This is a genomic window from Pseudomonas rustica (assembly GCF_049959085.1).
Lineage (GTDB): Bacteria > Pseudomonadota > Gammaproteobacteria > Pseudomonadales > Pseudomonadaceae > Aquipseudomonas > Aquipseudomonas rustica.
Genome location: NZ_CP188200.1, coordinates 4,355,208 through 4,378,468, shown reverse-complemented (window position 1 = coordinate 4,378,468; position 23,261 = coordinate 4,355,208). Strand labels below are relative to the sequence as shown.

At 59.7% G+C, this 23,261-nt stretch carries 20 protein-coding genes and 1 pseudogene; 11 read left to right on the top strand and 10 right to left on the bottom strand.

The genetic code is table 11. From position 1 onward, the window contains the following. Positions 1 to 223 precede the first annotated feature (223 nt). The 6 genes from adk to ACP3TY_RS20025 all read left to right on the top strand — a co-directional run bounded on the left by adk (position 224) and on the right by ACP3TY_RS20025 (position 4,598). Positions 224 to 874 (top strand): adenylate kinase, encoded by a 651-nt coding sequence (gene adk, locus ACP3TY_RS20050; protein ID WP_400650166.1) that lies wholly within the window; start codon positions 224 to 226, stop codon positions 872 to 874. 93 nt (positions 875 to 967) lie between these two features. Further along, on the top strand, positions 968 to 1,642 hold the full coding sequence (gene tsaB / locus ACP3TY_RS20045; RefSeq protein ID WP_212543967.1) for a tRNA (adenosine(37)-N6)-threonylcarbamoyltransferase complex dimerization subunit type 1 TsaB: 675 nt from the start codon (positions 968 to 970) through the stop codon (positions 1,640 to 1,642). 222 nt (positions 1,643 to 1,864) lie between these two features. Continuing rightward, positions 1,865 to 2,173, top strand: a complete 309-nt coding sequence (locus tag ACP3TY_RS20040; RefSeq protein ID WP_053117564.1) for a hypothetical protein — start codon at positions 1,865 to 1,867, stop codon at positions 2,171 to 2,173. Further along, positions 2,173 to 3,033, top strand: a complete 861-nt coding sequence (locus tag ACP3TY_RS20035; protein ID WP_159813044.1) for a DUF72 domain-containing protein — start codon at positions 2,173 to 2,175, stop codon at positions 3,031 to 3,033. Before ACP3TY_RS20040 ends, ACP3TY_RS20035 begins: the two co-directional genes overlap by 1 nt. Positions 3,034 to 3,066: 33 nt before the next feature. Further along, positions 3,067 to 3,903, top strand: coding sequence for an isocitrate lyase/PEP mutase family protein (locus tag ACP3TY_RS20030; RefSeq protein WP_426618332.1), 837 nt, complete (start codon positions 3,067 to 3,069; stop codon positions 3,901 to 3,903). Positions 3,904 to 3,905: 2 nt separating this feature from the next. Further along, positions 3,906 to 4,598 carry an extensin family protein gene (locus ACP3TY_RS20025; protein WP_426618331.1) on the top strand — a complete coding sequence of 231 codons (693 nt, stop codon included), beginning with the start codon at positions 3,906 to 3,908 and terminating at the stop codon, positions 4,596 to 4,598. A 3-nt stretch (positions 4,599 to 4,601) separates the two neighbouring features. Here ACP3TY_RS20025 and ACP3TY_RS20020 read toward each other — a convergent pair whose 3' ends face one another. Next, complete coding sequence (locus tag ACP3TY_RS20020; RefSeq protein ID WP_159813050.1) at positions 4,602 to 5,222, bottom strand: energy transducer TonB; 621 nt, start codon at positions 5,220 to 5,222, stop codon at positions 4,602 to 4,604. A 92-nt stretch (positions 5,223 to 5,314) separates the two neighbouring features. Between ACP3TY_RS20020 and ACP3TY_RS20015 the strand changes: the two genes are divergently transcribed. Then, positions 5,315 to 6,097 carry a class I SAM-dependent methyltransferase gene (locus ACP3TY_RS20015; RefSeq protein WP_426618330.1) on the top strand — a complete coding sequence of 261 codons (783 nt, stop codon included), beginning with the start codon at positions 5,315 to 5,317 and terminating at the stop codon, positions 6,095 to 6,097. Between the two features lie 114 nt (positions 6,098 to 6,211). Here ACP3TY_RS20015 and ACP3TY_RS20010 read toward each other — a convergent pair whose 3' ends face one another. Continuing rightward, positions 6,212 to 6,847 (bottom strand): TetR/AcrR family transcriptional regulator, encoded by a 636-nt coding sequence (locus ACP3TY_RS20010; RefSeq protein ID WP_426618329.1) that lies wholly within the window; start codon positions 6,845 to 6,847, stop codon positions 6,212 to 6,214. Positions 6,848 to 6,941: 94 nt separating this feature from the next. On the opposite strand from ACP3TY_RS20010, the gene ACP3TY_RS20005 reads away from it, so the two are divergent. The 3 genes and pseudogenes from ACP3TY_RS20005 to ACP3TY_RS19995 all read left to right on the top strand — a co-directional run. Continuing rightward, on the top strand, positions 6,942 to 8,042 hold the full coding sequence (locus tag ACP3TY_RS20005) for an efflux RND transporter periplasmic adaptor subunit (RefSeq protein ID WP_426618328.1): 1,101 nt from the start codon (positions 6,942 to 6,944) through the stop codon (positions 8,040 to 8,042). A gap of 6 nt (positions 8,043 to 8,048) precedes the next feature. Then, entirely contained in the window at positions 8,049 to 11,117 is a 3,069-nt protein-coding gene (locus ACP3TY_RS20000) for an efflux RND transporter permease subunit (protein ID WP_212543960.1), read from the top strand. A gap of 709 nt (positions 11,118 to 11,826) precedes the next feature. After that, a pseudogene (locus tag ACP3TY_RS19995) lies at positions 11,827 to 12,921 on the top strand (Fic family protein); the annotation flags it as partial. A gap of 124 nt (positions 12,922 to 13,045) precedes the next feature. Here the strand turns inward: ACP3TY_RS19995 and ACP3TY_RS19990 are convergent. The 4 genes from ACP3TY_RS19990 to plsB form a co-directional block, all read right to left on the bottom strand. Continuing rightward, on the bottom strand, positions 13,046 to 13,735 hold the full coding sequence (locus ACP3TY_RS19990) for a DUF4197 domain-containing protein (RefSeq protein ID WP_426618327.1): 690 nt from the start codon (positions 13,733 to 13,735) through the stop codon (positions 13,046 to 13,048). A 40-nt stretch (positions 13,736 to 13,775) separates the two neighbouring features. Further along, positions 13,776 to 14,174, bottom strand: a complete 399-nt coding sequence (locus ACP3TY_RS19985) for a YbaY family lipoprotein (RefSeq protein ID WP_053117584.1) — start codon at positions 14,172 to 14,174, stop codon at positions 13,776 to 13,778. A gap of 51 nt (positions 14,175 to 14,225) precedes the next feature. Beyond that, the gene (locus tag ACP3TY_RS19980; protein WP_426618326.1) at positions 14,226 to 14,912 is read right to left on the bottom strand and encodes a hypothetical protein; all 687 of its coding nucleotides are present in this window, start codon (positions 14,910 to 14,912) and stop codon (positions 14,226 to 14,228) included. A gap of 97 nt (positions 14,913 to 15,009) precedes the next feature. Continuing rightward, positions 15,010 to 17,508 carry a glycerol-3-phosphate 1-O-acyltransferase PlsB gene (gene plsB, locus ACP3TY_RS19975; RefSeq protein ID WP_053117588.1) on the bottom strand — a complete coding sequence of 833 codons (2,499 nt, stop codon included), beginning with the start codon at positions 17,506 to 17,508 and terminating at the stop codon, positions 15,010 to 15,012. Between the two features lie 238 nt (positions 17,509 to 17,746). Here plsB and ACP3TY_RS19970 point away from each other — a divergent pair, with 238 nt between their 5' ends. Continuing rightward, on the top strand, positions 17,747 to 17,956 hold the full coding sequence (locus ACP3TY_RS19970) for a cold-shock protein (RefSeq protein WP_053117589.1): 210 nt from the start codon (positions 17,747 to 17,749) through the stop codon (positions 17,954 to 17,956). Between the two features lie 90 nt (positions 17,957 to 18,046). On the opposite strand, the gene ACP3TY_RS19965 is transcribed toward ACP3TY_RS19970, so the two are convergent. From ACP3TY_RS19965 to ACP3TY_RS19950, 4 genes are all read right to left on the bottom strand, one after another. Further along, complete coding sequence (locus ACP3TY_RS19965; protein WP_426618325.1) at positions 18,047 to 18,424, bottom strand: hypothetical protein; 378 nt, start codon at positions 18,422 to 18,424, stop codon at positions 18,047 to 18,049. 74 nt (positions 18,425 to 18,498) lie between these two features. Next, positions 18,499 to 19,308, bottom strand: a complete 810-nt coding sequence (locus ACP3TY_RS19960; RefSeq protein WP_158830720.1) for a putative RNA methyltransferase — start codon at positions 19,306 to 19,308, stop codon at positions 18,499 to 18,501. Beyond that, positions 19,308 to 20,459 (bottom strand): succinyl-diaminopimelate desuccinylase, encoded by a 1,152-nt coding sequence (dapE, locus tag ACP3TY_RS19955; RefSeq protein ID WP_426618324.1) that lies wholly within the window; start codon positions 20,457 to 20,459, stop codon positions 19,308 to 19,310. The genes ACP3TY_RS19960 and dapE overlap by 1 nt, the downstream gene beginning before the upstream one ends. Positions 20,460 to 20,662: 203 nt before the next feature. Continuing rightward, positions 20,663 to 23,251 carry a glycosyltransferase gene (locus ACP3TY_RS19950; protein WP_426618323.1) on the bottom strand — a complete coding sequence of 863 codons (2,589 nt, stop codon included), beginning with the start codon at positions 23,249 to 23,251 and terminating at the stop codon, positions 20,663 to 20,665. Positions 23,252 to 23,261: the final 10 nt, after the last annotated feature.

Sequence of the window (23,261 nt, the reverse complement as noted above, 5' to 3'; positions counted from 1 at the left end):
GACAGTTAATGATGGGGTTGCGACTTGGGTCACCGCGTCGCAGGGTCGCGGCGGGCGAAGGTTTCTCCGACTTTTGGCGTCTTGTGTGGGCGCAGCCTGCTGTGTATCTTGATCAGCCTTTGGCCGTTTCTGCGGCCACGTCCCGTATTTTCAGGATTCGTCCCAAGAGGCGAATCCTTTGTTTTGTAAAAGCTTTTTATAAAAAAATTGAGGAGCACATCTAATGCGCGTCATTCTGCTGGGAGCTCCCGGGGCCGGTAAAGGTACTCAGGCAAAGTTCATCACCGAAAAATTCGGCATTCCACAAATTTCCACCGGTGACATGCTGCGTGCAGCGGTCAAGGCCGGTACTCCGCTGGGCGTGCAAGCCAAGAGCATCATGGATGCCGGCGGCCTGGTGTCCGATGACCTGATCATCGCACTGGTAAAAGATCGTATCGCTCAGGCTGACTGCGCCAACGGCTTCCTGTTCGACGGCTTCCCGCGCACCATTCCGCAGGCGGAAGCACTGGTTACCGCCGGCGTCGAGCTGGACGCTGTGGTTGAAATCGCAGTTGAAGACGAAGAAATCGTTCAACGCATCGCCGGTCGTCGTGTTCACGAAGCCAGCGGCCGCGTTTACCACATCGTCTACAACCCGCCGAAAATCGCTGGCAAAGACGACATCACCGGCGAAGAGCTGGTACAGCGCAAGGACGACACTGAAGAAACCGTGCGTCATCGCCTGTCGGTTTACCACTCGCAGACCAAGCCGCTGGTGGAGTTCTATCAGAACCTGTCCGCCAAAAATGCTGGCAAGCCGAAGTACAGCCACATTCCAGGCGTTGGTTCGGTTGATGCAATCACCGCCAAGGTGCTGGCAGCGCTGAGCTGAAAAGTCTGAATCGCAGCATCATCCACGGCCCGCTTGCGGGCCGTAGTTGTTTATACTGACGCACTTTTTCCCACCCCTGTTTTGGAAACATCGATGAGCACCTTGCTGGCCCTGGACACCGCGACTGAAGCTTGCTCCGTTGCCTTGCTGCATGACGGCAAGGTCACGAGCCATTACGAGGTGATCCCGCGCCTGCACGCGCAGAAGCTGCTGCCGATGATTCAGCAACTGCTGGCCGACGCCGGCACCACGTTGCAAGCGGTCGATGCGATCGCCTTCGGTCGCGGGCCGGGTGCGTTTACCGGTGTGCGGATTGCCATTGGTGTGGTGCAGGGCCTGGCGTTTGCGCTGGATCGCCCGGTGTTGCCGGTGTCCAACCTGGCGGTGCTGGCGCAGCGTGCGTTGCGTGAGCATGGTGTGAGCCAGGTCGCGGCGGCCATCGATGCGCGCATGGATGAAGTGTATTGGGGCTGCTACCGCGAGACGGCGGGGGAGATGCGTCTGGTCGGTGCCGAAGCGGTGCTGCCGCCGGAAGTGGTCGCGCTGCCGGCGGATGCCAGTGGCGACTGGTTTGGTGCCGGCACCGGTTGGGGGTATGCCGAGCGTATTGCCGTCAATCTGACGGGCTCGGATGCGGGCATGCTGCCTCATGCTGAAGACTTGCTGACTCTGGCGCGCTTCGCTTGGGAGCGCGGCGAGTCGATCCCGGCAGATGACGCACAACCGGTTTATCTGCGCGACAAAGTCGCCACCCCCAAGGCTCGTTGAGCCTTTAAAAGATCGCAGCCTTCGGCAGCTCCTACAGGGATCACATTCCAACTGTAGGAGCTGCCGAAGGCTGCGATCTTTTGATTTTCAAAACACCAATCGTCAGTTTCCAGCCCCTCGCTTTAAACCTTTTGCGCTTTATGTGTTCTAGTTATCACTCGGCAGTTTGCTAAGTCGGCCCGGTGCCGCTAAATTGCCATCATCGATACCGAGCATGAATTTATGCGTATAGACGGCCTCTCCTCTCAGTCCTATCCCATCAAGCGCAAGCCTCGCAAAGGCAATGTGACCGTGGATGAATCCGTCGACGATATCGACGGCGAGCTGGAATTTCCGACTGAAGAGCAACTGGCCGCCCGCGCTGCCAAAGCTTCCGCACAACGCCTGGCCAATCTGCCCGCCCGCCAACAAGACATGATTTACCACCGCGCCATGAGCAAAAGCGTAGCGATGGCCCTCGCCAGCTACCTGAGCACTGCCGGTTTTGTCGATTGGGATGCAGACGTGCTGGGCCTCGATCTGTACATCTAATGGATTTGCCTTACTACCTCGGTTGCCCGTCCTGGAGCGAAAACGCCTGGCGCGAGTATCTCTACCCGGTAGACGCAAAAACCTCTGAATTCCTCGGTCTCTATTCTCAAGTGTTCAACGCCGTCGAAGGCAATACGACCTTCTACGCCAGCCCGTCGCCGGCCACTGTGCAGCGATGGGCCGAAGTCATGCCCGAACACTTTCGCTTCACCGCCAAATTCCCCGGCGACATCAGCCACAGCGGCGACTTGCGCGAGCAACTGACCGCCGCCGAAACCTTCCTGCAATTACTCAAACCCCTCGGTCAGCGTGTTTCGCCGTTGTGGCTGCAATTATCGAAAAGCTTCACGCCACATCGGCTGCCGGAACTGGCGGCGTTCATCGATGCGCTGGATTGCCCGCTGGCGGTGGAAGTGCGGCATGAACAGTTCTTCGCCAAGGGTGAGAGCGAACGCCTGCTCAATCGCTTGCTGCTCGACCGTGGCGTCGAGCGCATCTGCCTTGATCCGCGTGCGCTGTTCAGTTGCCTGTCGACCGAATCCTCGGTGATCCACGCGCAATCAAAAAAGCCCCGCGTGCCGACGCGCCCCGCGGCGTTCACGCAATTCCCGCAGGTGCGCTTCATCGGCCATCCGGAGCTTGAAGCCAACGACACCTTCCTCGTGCCCTGGGTGGCGAAAATCGCCGAGTGGATCGAAGAGGGGCGCACGCCGTACATCTTCCTGCACACCGCCGACAACCTGTTGGCGGCGAAGCTGGCGCAACGTTTTCACGCACAATTGATGCAACGTTTGCCTGGCCTGCCACCGCTGCCTGAGCTATACAGAGAACCCGCCGCCGAGCAACTTGGTCTGCTCTGAGGCGGATTCGTTTTCCTGCCCGGGAGCCAGCCGATGGACGCCTTTGACCTTCAAGCACAAACCCGTAAAGCCCACGCCTTCAAAGCGCTGCATGAGCGTGCGCAAGTCTTCGTCATTCCCAATCCGTGGGATGCAGGCTCGGCGAAGATGCTCGCCAGCCTCGGCTATCAGGCCTTGGCCACGACCAGTGCCGGTTATGCGTTTTCCCAGGGCAAGGCCGATGGTGCGTTGAGTCTTGAAGAGACCTTGGCCAACGTCCGCGCGATTGTCGCTGCGACCGATTTACCGGTGGCGGTGGATCTGGAAAACGGTTTTTCTGATGACCCGACCGAGTCCGCGAAAAGCTTGTTGCGTGCCGCCGAAGCGGGCGCGGTCGGTGGTTCGATCGAAGACGCGACGGGCCGCCCGGATGCGCCGATCTATTGTTTCGAACATGCCGTCGCGCGCATCGAAGCCGCCGTCGCTGCCGTGCGCACGCTGCCATTTCCTTTCATTCTCACCGCGCGTGCGGAGAACTATCTGCACGGCAATCCTGACCTCGATGACACCATCCGCCGCTTGAAAGCCTTCGCCGACGCTGGCGCCGACGTGCTGTACGCGCCGGGTTTACGCAACGCCGAAGAAGTGCTGGCGGTGGTACGTGCGGTGGCGCCGAAACCGGTCAACGTGTTGATGTCCGGCGGTTTGAAACTGACCGTGCAGGAATTGCAGGACATGGGCGTACGCCGCATCAGCACCGGTTCGGCACTGGCGCTGGCGGCGTTCGGCGAGTTCTTCCGCGCCGCTGAAGAAATCCAGCAATCCGGCACGTTCGGCTTCACCTCGCAGTCGATGCCGTACGCCAAAGCCAATCAGTTCTTCAAAGGCTGAACATGGGGCGATGGATATTTTGCCTGGTGCTGTTGATGATCGGCGGTGCCGCGTTCAGTGTCTGGCGCGGCTGGCTGGCGGTGCCGCCGCAGTGGAATCCGTGGGCGCCGCTGGACGTGAAAGCCGCGCCCAATTGGCTCACCGGTTACAAGCTGATGCGCTTGCGCAGTGATCCAGAACTTTGTGCACAGGCATTGAGCAGTTCAGATCTGCGCGTCACCCGGCAATCCGACAGCCCCGACGCCAAGTGCCCGCTGATCGGCGCCTTGCGCGTGCAGGGCGGTGAGGTGGCGCTGAGCAGCAGTTTCCTCGCCAGTTGTCCGCTGGCGGTGGCCTACGCGATGTTTGAACACCACACGTTGCAACCGGCAGCTCAATCGATCTATGGCCAGAAGGTCACGCGCCTCGACCACCTCGGCAGTTTCGCTTGCCGCAATGTCTACAACCGCGAGAGCGGCGCACTCAGTCGTCATGCCAGCGCCGATGCGCTGGACATCGCCGGGTTTCGTCTGGCTGACGGGCGCAGCATCAGCGTGCTCAAGGACTGGCCGAAGCAAAATCAGGACGCGAAATTTCTACGGCAGGTGCGCGACGGCGCCTGCGAAGCGTTCAGTGTGGTGTTGAGTCCGGATTACAACGCTGCCCATCGCAATCACTTTCATGTCGATGTCGGGCGCTGGAGCGTGTGTCGCTAGAGGTTACGCGGCGAGGCGCAGGTTCTGCAGAACGATCGGGCGTGCCCAGCCGTTATCGAAGTCCAGCGCCTTCTGTTGCTCGACGATTTCTTCCGGCGGGAACGGCGGATATGGTTTCTGCATCAGGTCGAGGTCGAACTCGGCAATCGGCAGGTACAGAGGCTTTTTCTGCGGCGCCGGGCCCGGTTCTGGCATTGGCTGGCCGTTGTTGATAACCACAGGGCGAACCCAGCTGCTGTCGAAATCCTGCTGCTCTTGCTGCGCTTTCAGTTCTTCTGCCGGGAACGGTGGGAACGGCTTGTCGAGCAACTCGGTTTCGAATTCGGCAATCGGCAGGAACAGCGGCTCTGGCGGACGCACTTGAGTTTCCACCACATCGCATTCGCGCTGGCTGACGATGTGCGCGTGCAGGTCGCTGCCGACGGTCGGCTCTTCGCTGCTGCTCAGGTCAACCGGTGGAAACGTGCCGCAGGCCGGCACCACATCACTCGTCTGCTCGGCCAGCGCCTGGGCAAAAAAATCCTGCCACAGGTGACTGACGCCGCTCAGTGCTTGAGTGTTTTGACGGCTAAAGTCGCCATGGGGCGAAATGTAGCCAATCGATGTGGGAAGAATGCCTGACATTTTTTTCGGTTGACGCTCAGCTCTGGCAAAATGTGCGTTGAATGAGTTATCGGCGGTTTTTGCCGCTCCTTGAATTTTTGAGCGTGTTTTCCATGATTGAGCAACCCGCGGCCTGCCGCATCCATGTCGAATCCCTCGGCGCGACGTTTGAAGCGCAAGCTGCGCAGTGGGCCGAGCGTCTCGGTCTGCCGCGCGAGGTGGCTGACGGCGAGTTCGCCTTGCAGGTCGGCGAGCAGGGGTTGCAGCTGCAACAGCTCGGCCCGGACGCACCGGGGCCGGTGCGGGTCGACTTCGTTGAGGGCGGCGCGGCGCATCGGCGTTTATACGGTGGCGGCAGCGGTCAGATGATCGCCAAGGCTGTCGGCGTCGCGCAAGGCGTGCGCCCGCGCGTGCTGGATGCGACGGCGGGGCTGGGCAAGGATGCGTTTGTGCTGGCCAGTCTGGGTTGCGAGATGAGCCTGATCGAGCGCCAGCCGCTGATCGGCGCGCTGTTGGAGGATGGGCTGGCGCGTGGTGCGGAAGATTTCGAAGTAGCGCCGATCGTGGCGCGGATGAAGCTGCTCAAGGGCAATTCCATCGAGGTCATGCAGAACTGGGAAGGTGAGGCGCCGCAGGTGATTTATCTCGACCCGATGTTTCCGCACCGCGAGAAGACTGCGCTGGTGAAGAAGGAGATGCGTCTGTTCCGGCCGCTGGTGGGCGATGATCCGGATGCGCCGGCGCTGTTGCAGGCGGCGCTGGCACTGGCGACGCACCGGGTGGTGGTCAAACGACCGCGCAAGGCGCCGTGCATTGACGGGCCGAAACCGAGCCATGCGCTGGATGGCAAATCGAGCCGCTACGATATCTACCCGAAGAAAGCGCTCAAGCCTTAAACCGCGTCGCCCTTATCGCGAGCAGGCTCACTCCTACAATTGATCTGTGGTGCACACAAATCCACTGTAGGAGTGAGCCTGCTCGCGATAGGGCCAGCCCAAACAGCGCAAAAGCTAAGGTTTGTAAGCGCGCATAAACAACCCCACCACTTCCTCAATATGGCTTTCCGCAGCCTCTTCGCTCAACGGCTCCCCGCAACCAAACATCAGCCGGAAATTCCCGGCGCCTTTGATCAGGCAAAAGAAATGCTCGGCCGCATTACGCGGCAGGTCGATGCTCAGCGCGCCCGTCTCGTGGATGCGCGTCAGCAGCCGCTCCATCCCTTGCACCATGCGCTGTGGGCCGGCTTCGAAGAAGATCAGTGAAAGCTTCGGATCCTGCACCCCCAGCGCCATGATCAGACGATGCAGGTTCACCGATTCATCGCTGTTGATCAGGTGATGAAAGCCTCGGGCAATGTTCAGCAACACATTTTTCACGGCGATGCCTTCCGGCAATTCGAAGATCAATGTGGGTAATTGCTCCTCGCATTTGGCCATCACGGCGGCGGAGAACAGCGTCTCCTTGTCGTTGAAATGGCTGTAAACCGTCAGCTTCGACACGCCAGCCTCGCTGGCGACCGCGTCCATGCTGGTGTTGGCATAGCCATGACTCAGAAACAGAATTTTCGCCGCGTCGAGGATCGCCTGGCGCTTGGCCAGATCCTTGGGGCGGCCCGGGCCGTTTGGAGCTGAAAGATTGTTCGACATTCTTCGCTTTTAATACTGGACTGGTGAGTTTGCTATTAATAACATACCCGCCAGTATAATTATTCCAAGCACCATTAGCGAAAGGTCCGTCACCATGTTCCGCCATGCGTTGTCCTGTGCGTTGCCAGCGAGTCTGGCGTTCCTTTTGTCAGCGTGCGGTCAGGAAGAAGTGACGCAAGTCACCGTGCGACCGGCCATGGTGGTGCAGCCAGAGCCTTCGGCGCAGGCGATGGAAAGTTATCCGGGCGAGGTGCGCGCCCGCTACGAACCTGATCTGGCATTCCGCATTGGTGGCAAAGTCAGCCGACGACTGGTCGATGAAGGTCAGCGCGTGAAGGCCGATCAACCGCTCGCTGAACTCGATCCGCAAGACGTGCGCCTGCAACTGGAAGCCACCCGTGCGCAAGTCGCCGCCGCCGAAGCCAATCTCAATCTGGTGCGCGCCGAACGCGATCGCTACAAGACCCTGATGGATCGGCAGATGGTCAGCCGCTCGGCTTACGACAATGCCGAAAACCTTTACCGCTCAGGTGAAGCCCGCCTCAAACAAATCAAAGCTGAATTCAACGTTTCGACCAATCAGGCCAGTTACGCGGTGCTGCGTGCGCCGCAGGACGGCGTGGTGGCCAAGCGTTCGGTGGAAGTCGGCCAAGTGGTTGCCGCCGGACAGACCGTGTACACCCTCGCCACCGATGGCGAGCGTGAGGTGTTGATCAGCCTGCCCGAGCAAAGCTTCGGCCGCTTCAAGGTCGGTCAGCCAGTGTCCGTCGAATTGTGGACGCAGCAGAATCAGCGCTTCGCCGGACAAATTCGCGAACTGTCGCCCGCCGCCGATCCACGCTCGCGCACCTTTGCCGCGCGCATTTCGTTCACCGCCGGCAAAGTCCCGGCCGAACTGGGCCAGAGCGCTCGTGTGTTTGTGCAATCGGCCGATGCCGTGTCGCTGGCGGTGCCGCTCTCGGCACTCACCGCTGAAAACGGTGCGACCTACGTCTGGGTGGTCAACGGCAACAACACGTTGAAGAAAACCCCGGTGCGCGTTGGCCCGTTCGGCGAAAAAACCGTGCCGGTGCTTGAAGGCTTGAACGCCAGCGACTGGGTGGTGGCGGCCGGCGTGCATGTGCTTTTGGAAGGTCAGCAGGTGCGTCCGGTGGATCGCTCCAACCGTGTGGTCAATCTGGCGGACAAGGAGTAAGTCCCGATGCGCTTCAACCTTTCCGAATGGGCGCTGCGTAATCGCCAGATCGTACTGTTCCTGATGCTTTTGCTGGCCATCGTCGGCGCGTTGTCCTACACCAAACTCGGCCAGAGTGAAGACCCGCCGTTCACCTTCAAAGCCATGGTCATTCAGACCCGCTGGCCGGGTGCGACCGCGCAGGAGGTCTCGCGCCAGGTCACCGAACGCATTGAAAAGAAACTGATGGAAACCGGTGAGTACGAGCGCATCGTCTCGTTCTCACGCCCCGGTGAATCGCAGGTCACGTTTATCGCCCGCGACTCGATGCATTCCAAGGAAATCCCCGACCTCTGGTACCAGGTGCGCAAGAAGGTCGCCGACATCCGCCACACGTTGCCGCCGGATATTCAGGGGCCGTTTTTCAACGATGAATTCGGCACCACGTTCGGCAATATCTACGCGCTGACCGGCGACGGTTTCGACTACGCGGTGCTCAAGGATTACGCCGACCGCATCCAGATCCAGCTGCAGCGGGTCAAGGATGTCGGCAAGGTCGACTTGCTCGGTTTGCAGGACGAAAAAATCTGGGTCGAGTTATCCAACGTCAAACTGGCGACCCTCGGTTTGCCGTTGGCGGCGGTGCAACAGGCGCTGCAAGAGCAGAACGCCGTATCGACCGCCGGGTTCTTCGAAACCGGCAGCGAGCGATTGCAGCTACGGGTGTCGGGGAATTTTCAGACAGTCGATGAGATAAGAAACTTCCCGATCCGTGTCGGTGATCGCACGTTCCGCATCTCCGATGTCGCCGATGTGCGCCGTGGTTTCAACGATCCACCGGCACCGCGCATGCGCTTTATGGGCGAGGATGCGATCGGTCTGGCCGTGGCGATGAAGGACGGCGGCGACATTCTGGTGCTCGGTAAAGCGCTGGAAGTGGAGTTCTCGCGGATCCAGAAAAACCTTCCGGCCGGCATGCAGTTGCGCAAGGTTTCCGACCAGCCAGCGGCAGTGAAAACCGGGGTCGGCGAGTTCGTCCAGGTGTTGGTCGAAGCGCTGGCAATTGTCTTGCTGGTGAGCTTCTTCTCCCTCGGCGTGCGCACCGGCATGGTCGTGGCGCTGACCATTCCGCTGGTGTTGGCGATGACCTTCGCCTGCATGTATTACCTGAACATCGGTCTGCACAAGATTTCCCTCGGCGCGTTGGTATTGGCGCTGGGCCTGTTGGTGGACGACGCGATCATCGCCGTGGAAATGATGGCGATCAAAATGGAGCAGGGTTTCGACCGCATCCGCGCGGCAAGTTATGCCTGGACCAGCACCGCGTTCCCGATGCTCACCGGTACGTTGATCACCGCTGCCGGGTTCCTGCCGATTGCCACTGCGCAGTCGGGCACCGGCGAATACACCCGATCAATCTTTCAGGTGGTGACCATCGCGCTGCTCGCTTCGTGGGTGGCGGCGGTGATGTTCGTGCCGTATCTGGGGGAAAAACTCCTGCCGGATCTGGCGAAAATTCACGCCGCCAAACACGGCACGGGCGATGGTCAGCCGGATCCGTATGGCACGCCGTTTTATCAGCGTGTTCGGCGGCTGGTCGAGTGGTGTGTGGTGCACCGTAAAACCGTGATCGTGCTGACGGTGGGGCTGTTTATCGCTTCGGTAATGTTGTTCCGTTACGTTCCGCAGCAGTTCTTCCCGGCCTCCAATCGACTGGAATTGATGGTCGATCTGAAACTGGCCGAAGGCGCATCGCTGGCCAATACCACCGGTGAGGTCAAACGCCTGGAGGCGATGCTCAAGGATCACGCCGGCATCGATAATTACGTGGCGTATATCGGCACCGGTTCGCCGCGTTTCTATCTGCCGCTGGATCAGCAGTTGCCCGCGGCGAGCTTCGCGCAGTTTGTGGTGTTGGCGAAAACCATCGAGGAGCGTGAAGCGCTGCGCAGCTGGTTGATCAGCACATTGAACGAGCAATTCCCGGCGATGCGCTCGCGGGTCACGCGTCTGGAGAATGGCCCGCCGGTGGGTTACCCGGTGCAGTTCCGCGTCACCGGCGAACACATCGAAGAAGTCCGTGCGCTGGCGCGCAAAGTGGCGACCAAGGTTCGCGAGAATCCGTATGTGGTCAACGTGCATCTGGATTGGGAGGAACCGAGCAAAGTCGTGTACCTGAACATCGATCAGGATCGTGCCCGGGCGCTCGGTGTGAGCACGGCCAATCTGGCGAAGTTTCTGCAGAGTTCGCTGACCGGCGCGAGTGTCAGTCAGTACCGCGAAGACAACGAGTTGATCGAGATTCTGCTGCGCGGCACGGTGCATGAGCGCACCGAGTTGTCGTTGTTGCCGAGTCTGGCGGTGCCGACGGATAACGGCCGCAGTGTGGCGTTGTCGCAGGTCGCGACGCTGGAATATGGTTTTGAGGAAGGGATTATCTGGCACCGCAATCGGTTGCCGACGGTAACGGTGCGCGCGGACATTTATGGCAAGGAGCAGCCGGCGACGTTGATCAAGCAGATCATGCCGACGCTCGATCCGATTCGCGCGGAGTTGCCGGATGGGTATTTGCTGGATGTCGGCGGCACGGTGGAGGATTCCGAGCGTGGGCAGAAGTCGGTGAATGCCGGGGTGCCGATGTTTATCGTGGTGGTACTGACGTTGCTGATGGTGCAGTTGCGCAGTTTTTCGCGCACGGCGATGGTGTTTTTGACGGCGCCGCTGGGGTTGATCGGGGTGGTGCTGTTTTTGATGGTGTTCCGTCAGCCGTTCGGGTTTGTGGCGATGTTGGGGACGATTGCGTTGTCGGGGATGATCATGCGCAATTCGGTGATTCTGGTGGATCAGATTGAGCAGGATATCAAGTCGGGGCTTGGGCCTTGGCAGGCGATTATCGAGGCGACGGTGCGGCGGTTTCGGCCGATTGTGTTGACGGCGCTGGCGGCGGTGTTGGCGATGATTCCGTTGTCGCGCAGTGTGTTTTTTGGGCCGATGGCGGTGGCGATTATGGGCGGGTTGATTGTGGCTACGGCTTTGACGCTGTTGTTTTTGCCGGCGTTGTATGCGGCTTGGTTCAGGGTTCGGCGGGAGGCTTGATCTTTCGGTTACTTGGCGGCCTTCGGGCCGACCATGTTCTGGGTGTTCTTTGTGAATATCCGTTTTTGCGGGGGTTGCGGCTGGCGGTTTCGCCCTTACGGCGAGTCCCTTTGGCAAACGCCCCAAAGGAACCAAAGGTCTGTGCCCTGACGTCCGGCCCTCGCTAAGGCTCGGGTTCCTTCGCTCCGGGTTCATCCGGGGGCATCGCCTACGGTTTGCTTCGCTGCACCTCCTCTCGATGCTTTCCCCGTATGAATCCCTCCACTCAGCCTCCCGACGGGCTCTAAGATCAAAATCAAAAGCAGGCGAGCTGACACTCGGCCTAGTGGTTGGCGTGGGTGCGCCACGATTCCTTGTAGGAGCTGCCGAAGGCTGCGATCTTTTGATCCTGCTTTTGTAGGAGCAGAGCCTGCTCGCGAAGGCGGCCTGCCAGCCAACCATGCTCTGTCTGATTCAACACCATCCAATTGTAGGAGTGAGCCTGCTCGCGATAACGGCCTGCCAGCCAACCATGCTCTGTCTGATTCAACACCATCCAACTGTGGGAGCGAGCCTGCTCGCGAAGGCGGCCTGACAGCCGACCAATCTCTGCCTGAGTTGCCTCTATTTCCTTCCTACATCTTTTTCAGAAACCTCCGATATTGAGCCTTTCCCCCCTCGGGTGTTGTACTCCAGCGTCTGTTTTCAACCGCCTCGAGTTCACCCTTTCATGAAAAACCCACCCGTCTTCAAAGGCCGATCCGATTCCGTATTCAATCTTCTGCTGCGCTCGCCACACAAGCAGCGTCTGGCGGATTATCTGACGTTGCTCAAGCCGCTGGATGATCAGGGCCGTTATCTGCCTTTCGAGGCGTTGCGTTATCGCTGGGCGTCCGGGTTGGATGTGAAGGTGTGTTGGGCGTTGGTCAAGAAGGCGCGGGTGGCGCAGTACGTCAATCTGTTGCCGTTGGGCGAGCCGGTGCAGTGGGGCAAATATGTGCTGACGCCGTTGGCGCAGATCACGTTGTCGTTGGTGGATCGGCAGACGACTTTTGCCGCTCTGGATTACATGACTCGGCAAATTGGAGAGCAGGCGCATTGCAGTTATTTGCTTAATGATTTGATTGAGGATGAGGCCATCGCCAGTAGTCAGTTAGAGGGCGCGGCGACGACTATGCGTGTGGCCAAGGACATGCTCAGGCATCGGCGTCAGCCGCGTACGCCGGATGAGCGGATGGTGATGGGCAACTACAGGATGATGAATTTCGCCTGGGAGAAACGCGATGAGCCCATGAGTGTGGATTTGATCGCTGCGATGCATCGGGTGGGGGTGGAGGGGATTGCTGACGAGGATTATTCTCCGGGCGTTTTCCGGGCGAATGATGAGGTGGTTGTTCAGGACGGCGCGGGCAATACGGTGCATCGTCCTCCGCCCGCTGCAGGGCTGGTTTCGCGGTTGGGGAGGTTGTCGGACTGGATCAATTTGCCTGAGGGGTCACCTCAGGAGAAGGGTTATGTGCATCCGCTGATCAAGGCGATCATGCTGCATTTTGCCTTGGGTTACGAGCATCCCTTTCGCGACGGTAACGGGCGGGTTGCGCGGGCGTTGTTTTACTGGTTCATGTTCAAGAACGAGTTTGTGGCGTTTCGTTACATTGCGATCAGTTTGCTGCTGCGCAATGCGCCGGTGAAGTATGGGCGCTCTTATTTACATAGCGAGGCGGATGAGCTGGATCTGACGTACTTCATCGAGTTTCAGTGTTCGGTGATTCAGCGAGCGGTAAGCCGGTTCACGGACGTGTACCGCAAGAGCGTGGTTCACACGACCCATGCAGCCTGACAGAAAACCCTGTAGGAGCTGCCGAAGGCTGCGATCTTTTGATCTTCAATGCTCGACAGCAAAGACCAGATCAAAAGATCGCAGCCTGCGGCAGCTCCTACACGGGACGTTACAGCGTGCCGAAGACTTTTTTCGCCAGACTCGTCGCCGCAGCGGCCGGGTTCTGGCGGATGGTTTCTTCTTGTTTGCCGATCATTTCGAACAAGCCATTCAGCGCTTGTTCGGTGACGTAGTTTTCGACATTCGCGCTTTTCGCATCGACCACACCGAACGCAGCAGCCTGGCCAGCGAACGAGTTGTACTTCTGCGCCACGCCGACTTTGTCGGTCGCCTGTTTGACGATCGGCAGGAACTTGGCGCGGATTTGTTCGCGGCTGGATTTGTCGAGGTATTGCGTGGCTGAATCCTGGCCGCCGCTGAGGATGCCTTTGGCGTCGGCGACGCTCATTTTTTTCACGGCGTCGACGAGTATTGGCTGGGCCTGGGTCACGGCACTTTCCGCCGCTTTGTTCATCGCGGTTTCGAGTTCTTCAACCTCGGCGCCCATGCCGAAGGCTTTCATTTTGCTGGCGGCTTTGCCGAGTTTGCCCGGAAGTTCGATTTTCACCTCGGGGTTGTTGCTGAAGCCGCCCGGGGTGCCCAGTTGTTTGACGGCGATTTGCGCGCCTTGGGTCAGGGCATCCTTGAGGCCGCCGGTGGCGTCTTGTTGCGACAGGTCGCTCAGTGACAGGGCCAGAGCGTTGGCGCTGATCATCAGGCCGGCGCACAGGCCGGCGAAGCGAAGGGTAGGGCGGAGCATGGCGGCTTCCTTGTTGCGGAAATGGGTGGCGGAGAATGAATTAACGAATCGCGTCGACGCGGATTTTCAGCGGCTGCGGGTCGTTGCCGTCGAGTTGCACGGCGTGGTTTTCGGTGGTGATGAACATCAGCTCGCCGTTGACTTCGATACGCGCGCTGACCGAATAACGGTGGCCGGGTTTGACCTGCGCCGGATCGTAGCTCAAGTGGAAGGGCAGCGGCACCTGGCCTTTGATTGGGCCTTTCTGCTCGTCGAGCACGACCGCCGGGGCGTCGGCGAGGGAAACGTCTTGCAGGCTCACGCTCAGGGTCGCGCTCGGTGGCAGGGCGATGCGTTGCAGGTAGAACACTTCGCCATCGAGGCTGGCCTTGCCGGCGGGGGTGGTCGATTGGCAGGCGCTCAACAGCGTGGCGGCGGCGAGAAGGGTGAGTTTTTTCATCGGAACCTCTAATACTTTTGCGCCGGAAGAATCCCGGCGCCGAAGAGAAATCTAGCGGATTTTGCCATCAACGTCAGTGAACAAACGTAATGGTTTCTCCAGCCACTGCGAGATCCACTGCGATAGCCGCAAACTCAACGTAGGCGAAACCGGCGCAAGTTCGACATGCCACGGCGTGACTGCAATGGATTGGTGATAGCGGTTTTCCACACCGCTTAACGCATAGCGCTTGCCGGGTATGACCCTGTCTGGATCGTATTGCAGATAAAACGAAGCGGCGGTTTGTTCATCTTGAGTGACGCGGGTAAGTTGGGTATTCGGGTCATCAGCATCGTGCAGACTGATCGTCACGGCTTCATGTTCAGCAACGACACTGGGCTCCTGAACTTCTACATACAGAAAGCCGATCGGGCTCAAGTGCAGCGTCTGCCGGTGCGGAGCTTTGTTAACGACAACGAAGTAGTCCAGCGCCACGAGCAAAGGCTGTTGCTCATGGAACATCTGAACGTTGATCTGATACTTCACGCCGACATCGCTGTACTGATGCGGAAATGAGAACTTCCAGTCGACATCAAAGACTGACGAGTGCCGCCAGTCTTTAATGTTGATCGGAGAAGTGGAGTTAACCACTTTGACGCTGACCACCGTTTCATTCTCACCGCCCTCAGGAGCGCGGAAGTTTGGGGGCAAACGAAAGTCGACGGTGACGATGGGAGTTGGTTCGTGCAGCAGGCTCATCTCGATATCCTTATCGCGATTTTTAAAGTGAGCCTATTTATCCACGAATCAACTAACGGGAGAACCCGGCGGGCTCTCCGTTAGTTATCGGCAAGTTTCAGCCTTCGGCGGTTACCGCGCTTTCAGCCGCATCTTCACTGCGATGCAGCGCAACCTGGCGGATCGACAAACGAATGTCCGCTGGCAGTACGCGTTTGGCCGCACCTTCCGCCAATTCGCCGAGCAGTTCGTGGTAGCTGAGCTTGCCGGCCTCGTCGCGACGCAGCACGTCGAGGTCGAGCAGGGTCTGGATGAAATGACGGAACAGGCTCTTGTCGAAAAACTCCGGGGCGTTGAGGCCGTGGAGGATCGACAGGCGCTGGGCCATGACGGTGCAGAGATCTTCCAGTTCTTCGGCGCTGATGCTGTTCTGGCCACTGTTGAGCAGCAAGGACACGGTCATGTAGAAACGCTGCAAGGTCTGCGCGATGCTTTTCGACAGCAACGTCAGCAACACAAAATGCCGCGAACTTGGCGCCGGACGCAGGTAGACGTCTTTCTCGAAACGCAGCAGACCTTGCTCGACGAACGCTTCCAGCCACTGATCGACCACGGCATCCAGTTCGTCCAGCGACCAGCGAATGAACAGTTCCGACTGCAAGTACGGATACAGCGCGCGGGTGTAGCGCAGGATCTGTTCGCGGCTCATGCGCGAGGCGCTCTGGAAGAAGCTCGCCAGCAGCGCCGGCAGGGCGAAGATGTGCAACACGTTGTTGCGGTAGTAGGTCATCAGGACGGCGTTCTGCTCGTCGAGATAGAGAATCTTACCCAGCGCATCGTTCTGCTCGGACAGCAGATCCATGTCCTTCACGTGCTCGATCAAGGCACGGCCATCACCTTCCGGCAGCGTGGTGTGTGGCGAGTACGGGACTTTGCGCAGCAGCGCCAGATACAGATCCAGCACCCGCGCCATGGCGCGATCATCCAGCGCCAGGCGCGTGGTCGACAGCAGCGCCAGCGCCACCAGGTTGACCGGGTTGATCGCCGCCGCTTCGTTCAGATGCTGCGCGACTTTCTCGCCGAGACGATTGGTGGTCTCGTTGAGCCACGCCGGTTTGAACTGTGGGCCGAGTTCTTGCTGGCGCCAGTCCGGTTGCTCGGCGTCGAGGAATTCGGCGAGTTTGATCGGCTCACCGAAGTTGACGGCGACCTGACCGAAGCGCTGCTTCAGCGCGCCGATAACTTTGAAAATATCGAAGATCGATTCTTTCTTCTTGCTCGCGCCGCGCAATTCGCCGAGGTAGGTACGCCCCTCCAGCACGCGCTCGTAACCGATGTACACCGGCACAAACACGATCGGCATGCGCGACGAACGCAGGAAGCTGCGCATCGTAATGGCGAGCATGCCAGTTTTCGGTTGCAGCATGCGTCCGGTGCGCGAGCGGCCGCCCTCGACGAAGTACTCGACCGGGAAACCTTTGGTGAACAGCGTGTGCAGGTATTCGTTGAACACCGAGGTGTACAGCGGATTGCCCTTGAACGTGCGGCGCATGAAGAACGCGCCGCCACGCCGCAGCAGGCTGCCGATCACCGGCATGTTGAGGTTGATCCCGGCAGCGATGTGCGGCGGGGTCAGGCCGTTGCGGAACAGTAAGTACGAGAGCAGCAGATAGTCGATGTGGCTGCGATGGCACGGCACGTAGATCACTTCATGACCCTGCGCGACCTTCTGCACGCCTTCGATGTGGTTGACCTTGATGCCGTCGTAAATCTTGTTCCAGAACCAGCTCAGCACCACTTCGAGGAAACGGATCGCGGTGTAGGTGTAGTCCGAGGCGATCTCGTTGCCGTAGCGCAAGGCCTGAGCCTTGGCTTTTTCCGGGGAGATGTTTTCGCGCTCGGCTTCGTCGAGGATCGCTTGCTTGACCAGCGGCTGATTGAGCAGGCCTTTGACCAGGTTGCGACGGTGGGAAATGTCCGGGCCGATCACCGCTGCTTTCAGATTGCGGAAATGCACGCGCAGGATACGCTGGGCCATGCGCACGGTGCGTTCATGGCCCTTGTTGTGATCGATCAGCTCGCGCAGGTGAATCGGTGCGGAGAATTGCACGCGGGTTTTGCGGCCGAGGACGATGATGCTCAGCAGACGACGCAGGCGTCCGGTAACGGCCCAGCTGTCGGCGAACAACAGTTTCCACGGACTGTTTTCGCTGTCCGGCGACTGGCCCCAGAACACGCTCACCGGAATGATCTGCGCGTCTTCGGCAGCGTTCTGCGTCAGCGCGCTGACCAGTCGGGTCAGGGTCGGCGGCGCGCCGCGTTTGTCCTGACGACCGAGCCAGTCCGGATCCGGCGTCAGGTAGAAAAACGCCGCCGGTTCAATCAGCGAACCCACCGACACCGGCAGCACCGGACGCGGCAGGCCGGCCTTGGTGCACTCGGTGTCGAGCACGGCCAGATCGGTCAGCGAAGGGTTTTGCAGGACGTAGAACACCGGACGACTGCGGTCGAGGTTGAGGGTGAACGACGACTGATTGATCGTCTCCGAGCGAACCCAGAGGTACAACAGTCGGCGCAGGGTGCCAAACACAAGACGGCGGAACGGGGAACGGGTCATACGGCTTCTGCGTGAGTGAATAAAACCGAGCGTTTGCTCGGGCGGTCGATAGTGTGCCGTATTGGACGAAAATCGGCAAAAAAGCGGCGAAGTAATCTCCTGTTGAGACTTTTCGCACCTGTCATATACTCGGCGGTCTGTCGCCGGGGCCCTTTTATGGACGTCGGATGCAGGCTGACGTTCCTCAAAGGCTTTCCTGCGAAAAGCCTGTTCAATAATAAAAAAGGAGTATGAACAGATGGCAACACGTGAAACCGGCAACGTGAAGTGGTTCAACGACGCCAAAGGCTACGGCTTTATTCAGCGCGAAGACGGGGTGGACGTATTCGTGCACTACCGCGCGATTCGCGGCGAAGGGCACCGGTCGCTGGCTGAAGGTCAGCAGGTTGAGTACGCGGTGATTACTGGCGAGAAGGGTTTGCAGGCGGAAGACGTTGTAGGCCTGTAACAGCAGCTTCAAGTTTCAAGCTGCAAGCCACAAGCTATAAGCAGTTTCGCTTGAGGCTTGCAGCTTGCAGCTCATAACTTGCAGCTGCTGTTAAGCGGTTTTCCAGGTGATCTCTTCTTCACCGTCTGCGCTGATGCGCATCCAGCGATCAGCCGTCTCTTCACCTTCTTCCTCGACCCATGTGCCCGGTGCACAACGCACTTCGACGTCCAGCGCGGCAAACGCGGCACGCGCGCAGGCGATGTCGTCGTCCCACGGCGTCTGGTCGCTTTCCAGGTACAGGCTGTTCCACTTGCCCACGGCTTTCGGTAGCCAAGTCACCGGCACGCTGCCGGCCTTGCACTTCCAGGTCTGGCCTTTCTGAACCCAGTCGGTGCACGGGCCCAACGCTTCGCCCAGCCAGGCGGAAATGGCCTTATGGTCGACGTCGGCGTCTTTCAGGTAAATCTCGATGTCCGGTTGGCGCATGGATGTCCTCACTGCGGTCTGAAAAATCCATTCGCGGATTTAGCCGGCCCCGGGCACTTGCCCGAAACCAAAAGTTATTGAAGAACGAAATAATCGTAGCGCATCGACACCGTGGTCTCGAACGGCTCGGCCTGTTCGATCACCGCCGCGCGACGCTCGGCACTGGCGCGCCAGCCGTGGGGTGTCATCGCCAACAGGTTGGCGCGATCCTCGGGCTTGTCCAGGGTCAGCTTGAATTCCAGGGTTTCACTGTGCGCCAGCGCCATGCCTTCCGGCACCAGGGCCAGATGCTTGTCGTCGGTGTACTCGCGCACTTCGTCGTACAGGCGTTCGCGCAGTTCCATCAGATGGCCGCTGGTCGGGCCGACTTTCATCAGACCGCCGCCGACGCTGAGCAATCGCTTGGCTTCTTCCCAATCCAATGGACTGAAAACACTGGCGAGAAACTGGCAACTGCCCGACGCCAACGGCACGCGAGCCATGCTGGCGATCAACCAGCTAATCGCCGGGTTGCGTTTGCACGCGCGTTTGACCGCTTCACGGGAGATATCCAGCGCGTAGCCATCGGCGTTCGGCAAGGCTTCAGCGATTTGCGCGGTGTAATAACCCTCGCCACAACCGATGTCGACCCAGCGCCCCGGCGCATAACTCGCCGCCAGCTCGGCCAGACGCTTGGCCACCGGCGCATAATGGCCGGCGTTCAAAAAGTCGCGGCGCGCCTCGACCATGGCCTGGTTGTCGCCAGGGTCGCGGCTGTTCTTGTGCTGCACCGGCAGCAGGTTCAGGTAACCCTGGCGCGCACGGTCGAAGCGGTGGCCGGCGGGGCAGACCACGCCGTTATCCACCGCATTCAGCGGCTCACTGCAGATCGGGCAAGCAAGCATCAGGCGAGCAACTTGATCATGGTTTGGTAGTAGATCTCGGTCAGTACGTCGAGATCCGCCGCCAGCACGCGTTCGTTGACCTGGTGGATGGTCGCGTTGACCGGGCCCAGTTCAACAACCTGTGTGCCCATGGTCGCGATGAAACGGCCATCGGACGTACCGCCGCTGGTCGACGCTTTGGTCTCGCGACCAGTGATGTCCTTGATGCTCGCCGACACCGCGTCGAGCAGTGCGCCCGGTTCGGTGAGGAACGGCAGACCGGACAGCGCCCAGTCGATGTTCCAGTCCAGATCGTGTTTGTCGAGAATATCGGCAACGCGTTTCTGCAGGCCTTCGACGGTCGATTCGGTGGAGAAACGGAAGTTGAATACCGCCACCAGATCGCCCGGAATCACGTTGGTCGCGCCGGTGCCGGAGTTGACGTTGGAAATCTGGAAGCTGGTCGGCGGGAAGAAATCGTTGCCGTGATCCCAATGCTCGGCGGCCAGTTCGGCCAGTGCCGGAGCGGCGAGGTGGATCGGGTTTTTCGCAAGATGCGGATAGGCGACGTGACCCTGGATGCCCTTGACGGTGAGCTTGGCGCCCAGCGAGCCACGACGGCCGTTTTTCACCACGTCGCCCACCAGCGTGGTGCTCGACGGTTCGCCGACGATGCACCAGTCCAGACGCTCGTTACGCGCGGCCAAACGCTCGACCACAGCCTTGGTGCCGTGGTGCGCCGGGCCTTCTTCATCGCTGGTGATCAGAAACGCGACTTTACCCTTGTGATTCGGGTAGTCGGCGACGAAGCGCTCGGCGGCCACGGTCATCGACGCCAGGCTGCCTTTCATGTCCGCCGCGCCACGGCCGCAAAGCATGCCGTGTTCATCGATCAGCGCATTGAACGGGTCGATCTGCCACGCGGTAACCGGGCCGGTCGGCACCACGTCGGTGTGGCCGGCGAAGCACAGCACCGGGCCGTCGTTGGTGCCGTGGGTGGCCCAGAAGTTATCCACATCTTCGATGCGCATCGGCTCGAGGCTGAAACCGGCATCGCCCAGGCGCTGCATCATCTGCTTCTGGCAATCGGCGTCGACCGGCGTCACGGACGGACGGCGGATCAGGTCGATGGCGAGTTGGAGGGTCGGCGAAAGGTCGGCGTGGGCCGTCATGTAATAACTCCGGGTGCGCACGGTAAACCTGTAGGAGCTGCCGCAGGCTGCGATCTTTTGATTTTGTTTTTTAAAATCAACAGCAAGATCAAAAGATCGCAGCCTTCGGCAGCTCCTACCGAGTTTGTTGGCATTGAAAAAGGCGGTCATTCTAAAGCAAAACGGCGGCCCGAAGGCCGCCGTTTGACGTTATCCGTTACCGATTATGCTGTTGCCGGCTCAGGCTTGGCCGCAGGTTTCGGCAGCGACGACAGGAACGCCATGATCAGCGCCGCCAGATACGGCAGCGATTGCACCAGCAGCATCACCACCCAGAAACGCATGTCGTTGCTCGGGATGCCGTTGACCAGGTAGATCCCCAGCGCCGCGCCCCACAACAGCAGCATGATGAACAGCTCTTCCCGCGCTTCGGAAATCGCCACCCAGAAACCATGGTTGTCGGCGTTTTTCGGCGTGCGGAAGAACGGAATGCTGGTGGTGAAGAAGCCGTACAGCACCGCTTTGGCGATGGTGTGCGACAACGCCAGCCCGGCCAGTGCCGCGCAGAATGCATCTTTCAGGTTCACGCCGACGGCGCGACGGTAGAGGAAGATGATCTTGCCGACCTTGAACACGAACAGCGCCAACGGCGGGATTGCGAAGATCAGCAGCGGCGGATCGACCCGCTGCGGCACGATGATCATCGCCGCCGACCACAACAACGCGCCGACGGTGAAGAAGATGTTCATCCCGTCCGCGACCCACGGCAACCAGCCCGCGAGGAAGTGGTAACGCTGGCCACGTGTCAGTTCGGTGTCTTTGCCGCGCAGCAGGCTGCGGGTGTGGCGCTTGATGATCTGAATCGCACCGTAAGCCCAGCGGAAGCGCTGTTTTTTGAAGTCGATAAACGTATCCGGCATCAGACCCTTGCCGTAGCTGTCGTGGTAATACGCCGCCGACAGGCCTTTTTCGAACACGCGCAGACCGAGTTCGGCGTCTTCACAGATGCACCAGTCAGCCCAACCCAATTCTTCCAGAACCGACCGACGGGTCATGGTCATGGTGCCGTGCTGAATGATCGCGTCACGGTCGTTACGGGTGACCATGCCGATGTGGAAGAAGCCTTTGTATTCCGCGTAGCAAAGCTTTTTGAAGGTGCTTTCGTTCTGGTCGCGATAATCCTGCGGCGACTGCACCACGGCGATTTTCGGGTCGGCGAAGTGCGGCACCATGTGCTTCAGCCATTTCGGGTGCACGCAGTAATCGGAGTCGATCACGGCGATGACTTCGGCGTCCTTGGCGGTGTGCGGAATCAGGTAGTTCAGCGCGCCGCCCTTGAAACCGGCCAAAGGCGAGACGTGGAAGAACTTGAAGCGCGGGCCGAGGGTTGCGCAGTAGTCACGCACCGGTTCCCACACTGCGGGATCCTTGGTGTTGTTGTCGATGATCAGGACTTCGTAGTCCGGATAATCGAGCGCGGCGAGGGCGTCGAGGGTCTGTTTGACCATCTCCGGCGGCTCGTTGTAGCAAGGCACGTGGATCGAGACTTTCGGGCGGTAGTTGGAGTCGCCCTCCACCGGCAGGAATTCGCGCCGGCGTTTGTGAATCCAAACCGCTTCGGCCAGTTCATGCGCCTCGGTAAGCAGCACGATAAACACCCCTAGCGCACCGAGTGCCAAGAGGAAGCCGACCGTCAAACTGAACCACGTGCTGTATTGCAGGCTGTAGTCGTAACCGATCCAGACCAGCACCGAACCGCAAAGGAAGGCGATAAAGGTCAGGAAGATCCGCCCACGCTGACGCAGGGCCGAGCCGTCGATCATCAGCAACGTCAGCGACAGCAGCGCCAGCACCACCGAGCCGATCGCCAGCACGCGCCATTGCGGAATCGCCACGACCGGGCCTTCGAAGTTGAATTTCTGCTGACGCGCGGCGTTGAACACGCCCCAGTACGCGCCAACCGAACCTTCGTCGCTGGCCTTCCACGGCTGGTCAAACGCTTCGATCACGAAGTAGTTGAAGCCTTGGCGGTTAAGCTTGTTGACCAGCGTACGCAGGTAAATCGCTTGATCCGCCGGCGATGCATCGGCGCCACCGCGCATGCGACCGTTGCTCGGCCAGCCGATTTCAGACAGCAGCAGCGGTTTTTTCGGGAACATCTTTTTCAGGTCGCGGGCACGGTCGAAAACGAACTGCCCAGCCTTGTCGACCGGAATAAATTCCCAGTACGGCAGAACGTGCGCAGCGATCAGATCCACGTGCTTGGCCAGCTCCGGGTGTTCTTCCCAGACGTGCCATTGCTCGGAGGTGGTCACCGGCACTTTCACTGCCGCGCGCACACGATCGAGCAACACGCTCAGCTCTTGCGCAGTGATTTCCTTACGGAAGATCGCTTCGTTCCCGACCACCACGCGAACCACGCTGCGCGAAGTGTTGGCCAGTTCGATGGCGCGCTGGATTTCCCGTTCGTTGCGTTCCTGATCGGGGCTGATCCAGATCCCCAGCGTCACGCGCAGGCCGAACTCTTCAGCCAGTTTCGGGATGTCTTGCAGCGAACCGTCGACTGAGTAGATGCGGATGTTGTCCGTCAGCTTGCTCATGATCTCCAGGTCGCGGCGCATTTCTTCGTCAGACGGATACTGATCCTTCTGCGGATATTGTCCCTGCTGGAACGGCGAATAGGAGAAACCGGAGATCTGCTCCGGCCAGTTCGGCGCGGAAACCGGGCGATTGATCAGCGCCCAGAAACCGGTGAACAGGGCAGCGATTGCCAGAACCACCACCAGGTTGAGTCCAAATTTACGCGATGACATAGCTATTTCG

What these genes read in the sequence shown, in the direction of transcription:
- adk (WP_400650166.1), top strand. Translation starts at nt 224, where the DNA reads ATGCGCGTCATTCTGCTGGGAGCTCCCGGGGCCGGTAAAGGTACTCAG.
- tsaB (WP_212543967.1), top strand. Translation starts at nt 968, where the DNA reads ATGAGCACCTTGCTGGCCCTGGACACCGCGACTGAAGCTTGCTCCGTT.
- ACP3TY_RS20040 (WP_053117564.1), top strand. Translation starts at nt 1,865, where the DNA reads ATGCGTATAGACGGCCTCTCCTCTCAGTCCTATCCCATCAAGCGCAAG.
- ACP3TY_RS20035 (WP_159813044.1), top strand. Translation starts at nt 2,173, where the DNA reads ATGGATTTGCCTTACTACCTCGGTTGCCCGTCCTGGAGCGAAAACGCC.
- ACP3TY_RS20030 (WP_426618332.1), top strand. Translation starts at nt 3,067, where the DNA reads ATGGACGCCTTTGACCTTCAAGCACAAACCCGTAAAGCCCACGCCTTC.
- ACP3TY_RS20025 (WP_426618331.1), top strand. Translation starts at nt 3,906, where the DNA reads ATGGGGCGATGGATATTTTGCCTGGTGCTGTTGATGATCGGCGGTGCC.
- ACP3TY_RS20020 (WP_159813050.1), bottom strand. Translation starts at nt 5,222, where the DNA reads ATGTCAGGCATTCTTCCCACATCGATTGGCTACATTTCGCCCCATGGC.
- ACP3TY_RS20015 (WP_426618330.1), top strand. Translation starts at nt 5,315, where the DNA reads ATGATTGAGCAACCCGCGGCCTGCCGCATCCATGTCGAATCCCTCGGC.
- ACP3TY_RS20010 (WP_426618329.1), bottom strand. Translation starts at nt 6,847, where the DNA reads ATGTCGAACAATCTTTCAGCTCCAAACGGCCCGGGCCGCCCCAAGGAT.
- ACP3TY_RS20005 (WP_426618328.1), top strand. Translation starts at nt 6,942, where the DNA reads ATGTTCCGCCATGCGTTGTCCTGTGCGTTGCCAGCGAGTCTGGCGTTC.
- ACP3TY_RS20000 (WP_212543960.1), top strand. Translation starts at nt 8,049, where the DNA reads ATGCGCTTCAACCTTTCCGAATGGGCGCTGCGTAATCGCCAGATCGTA.
- ACP3TY_RS19990 (WP_426618327.1), bottom strand. Translation starts at nt 13,735, where the DNA reads ATGCTCCGCCCTACCCTTCGCTTCGCCGGCCTGTGCGCCGGCCTGATG.
- ACP3TY_RS19985 (WP_053117584.1), bottom strand. Translation starts at nt 14,174, where the DNA reads ATGAAAAAACTCACCCTTCTCGCCGCCGCCACGCTGTTGAGCGCCTGC.
- ACP3TY_RS19980 (WP_426618326.1), bottom strand. Translation starts at nt 14,912, where the DNA reads ATGAGCCTGCTGCACGAACCAACTCCCATCGTCACCGTCGACTTTCGT.
- plsB (WP_053117588.1), bottom strand. Translation starts at nt 17,508, where the DNA reads ATGACCCGTTCCCCGTTCCGCCGTCTTGTGTTTGGCACCCTGCGCCGA.
- ACP3TY_RS19970 (WP_053117589.1), top strand. Translation starts at nt 17,747, where the DNA reads ATGGCAACACGTGAAACCGGCAACGTGAAGTGGTTCAACGACGCCAAA.
- ACP3TY_RS19965 (WP_426618325.1), bottom strand. Translation starts at nt 18,424, where the DNA reads ATGCGCCAACCGGACATCGAGATTTACCTGAAAGACGCCGACGTCGAC.
- ACP3TY_RS19960 (WP_158830720.1), bottom strand. Translation starts at nt 19,308, where the DNA reads ATGCTTGCTTGCCCGATCTGCAGTGAGCCGCTGAATGCGGTGGATAAC.
- dapE (WP_426618324.1), bottom strand. Translation starts at nt 20,459, where the DNA reads ATGACGGCCCACGCCGACCTTTCGCCGACCCTCCAACTCGCCATCGAC.
- ACP3TY_RS19950 (WP_426618323.1), bottom strand. Translation starts at nt 23,251, where the DNA reads ATGTCATCGCGTAAATTTGGACTCAACCTGGTGGTGGTTCTGGCAATC.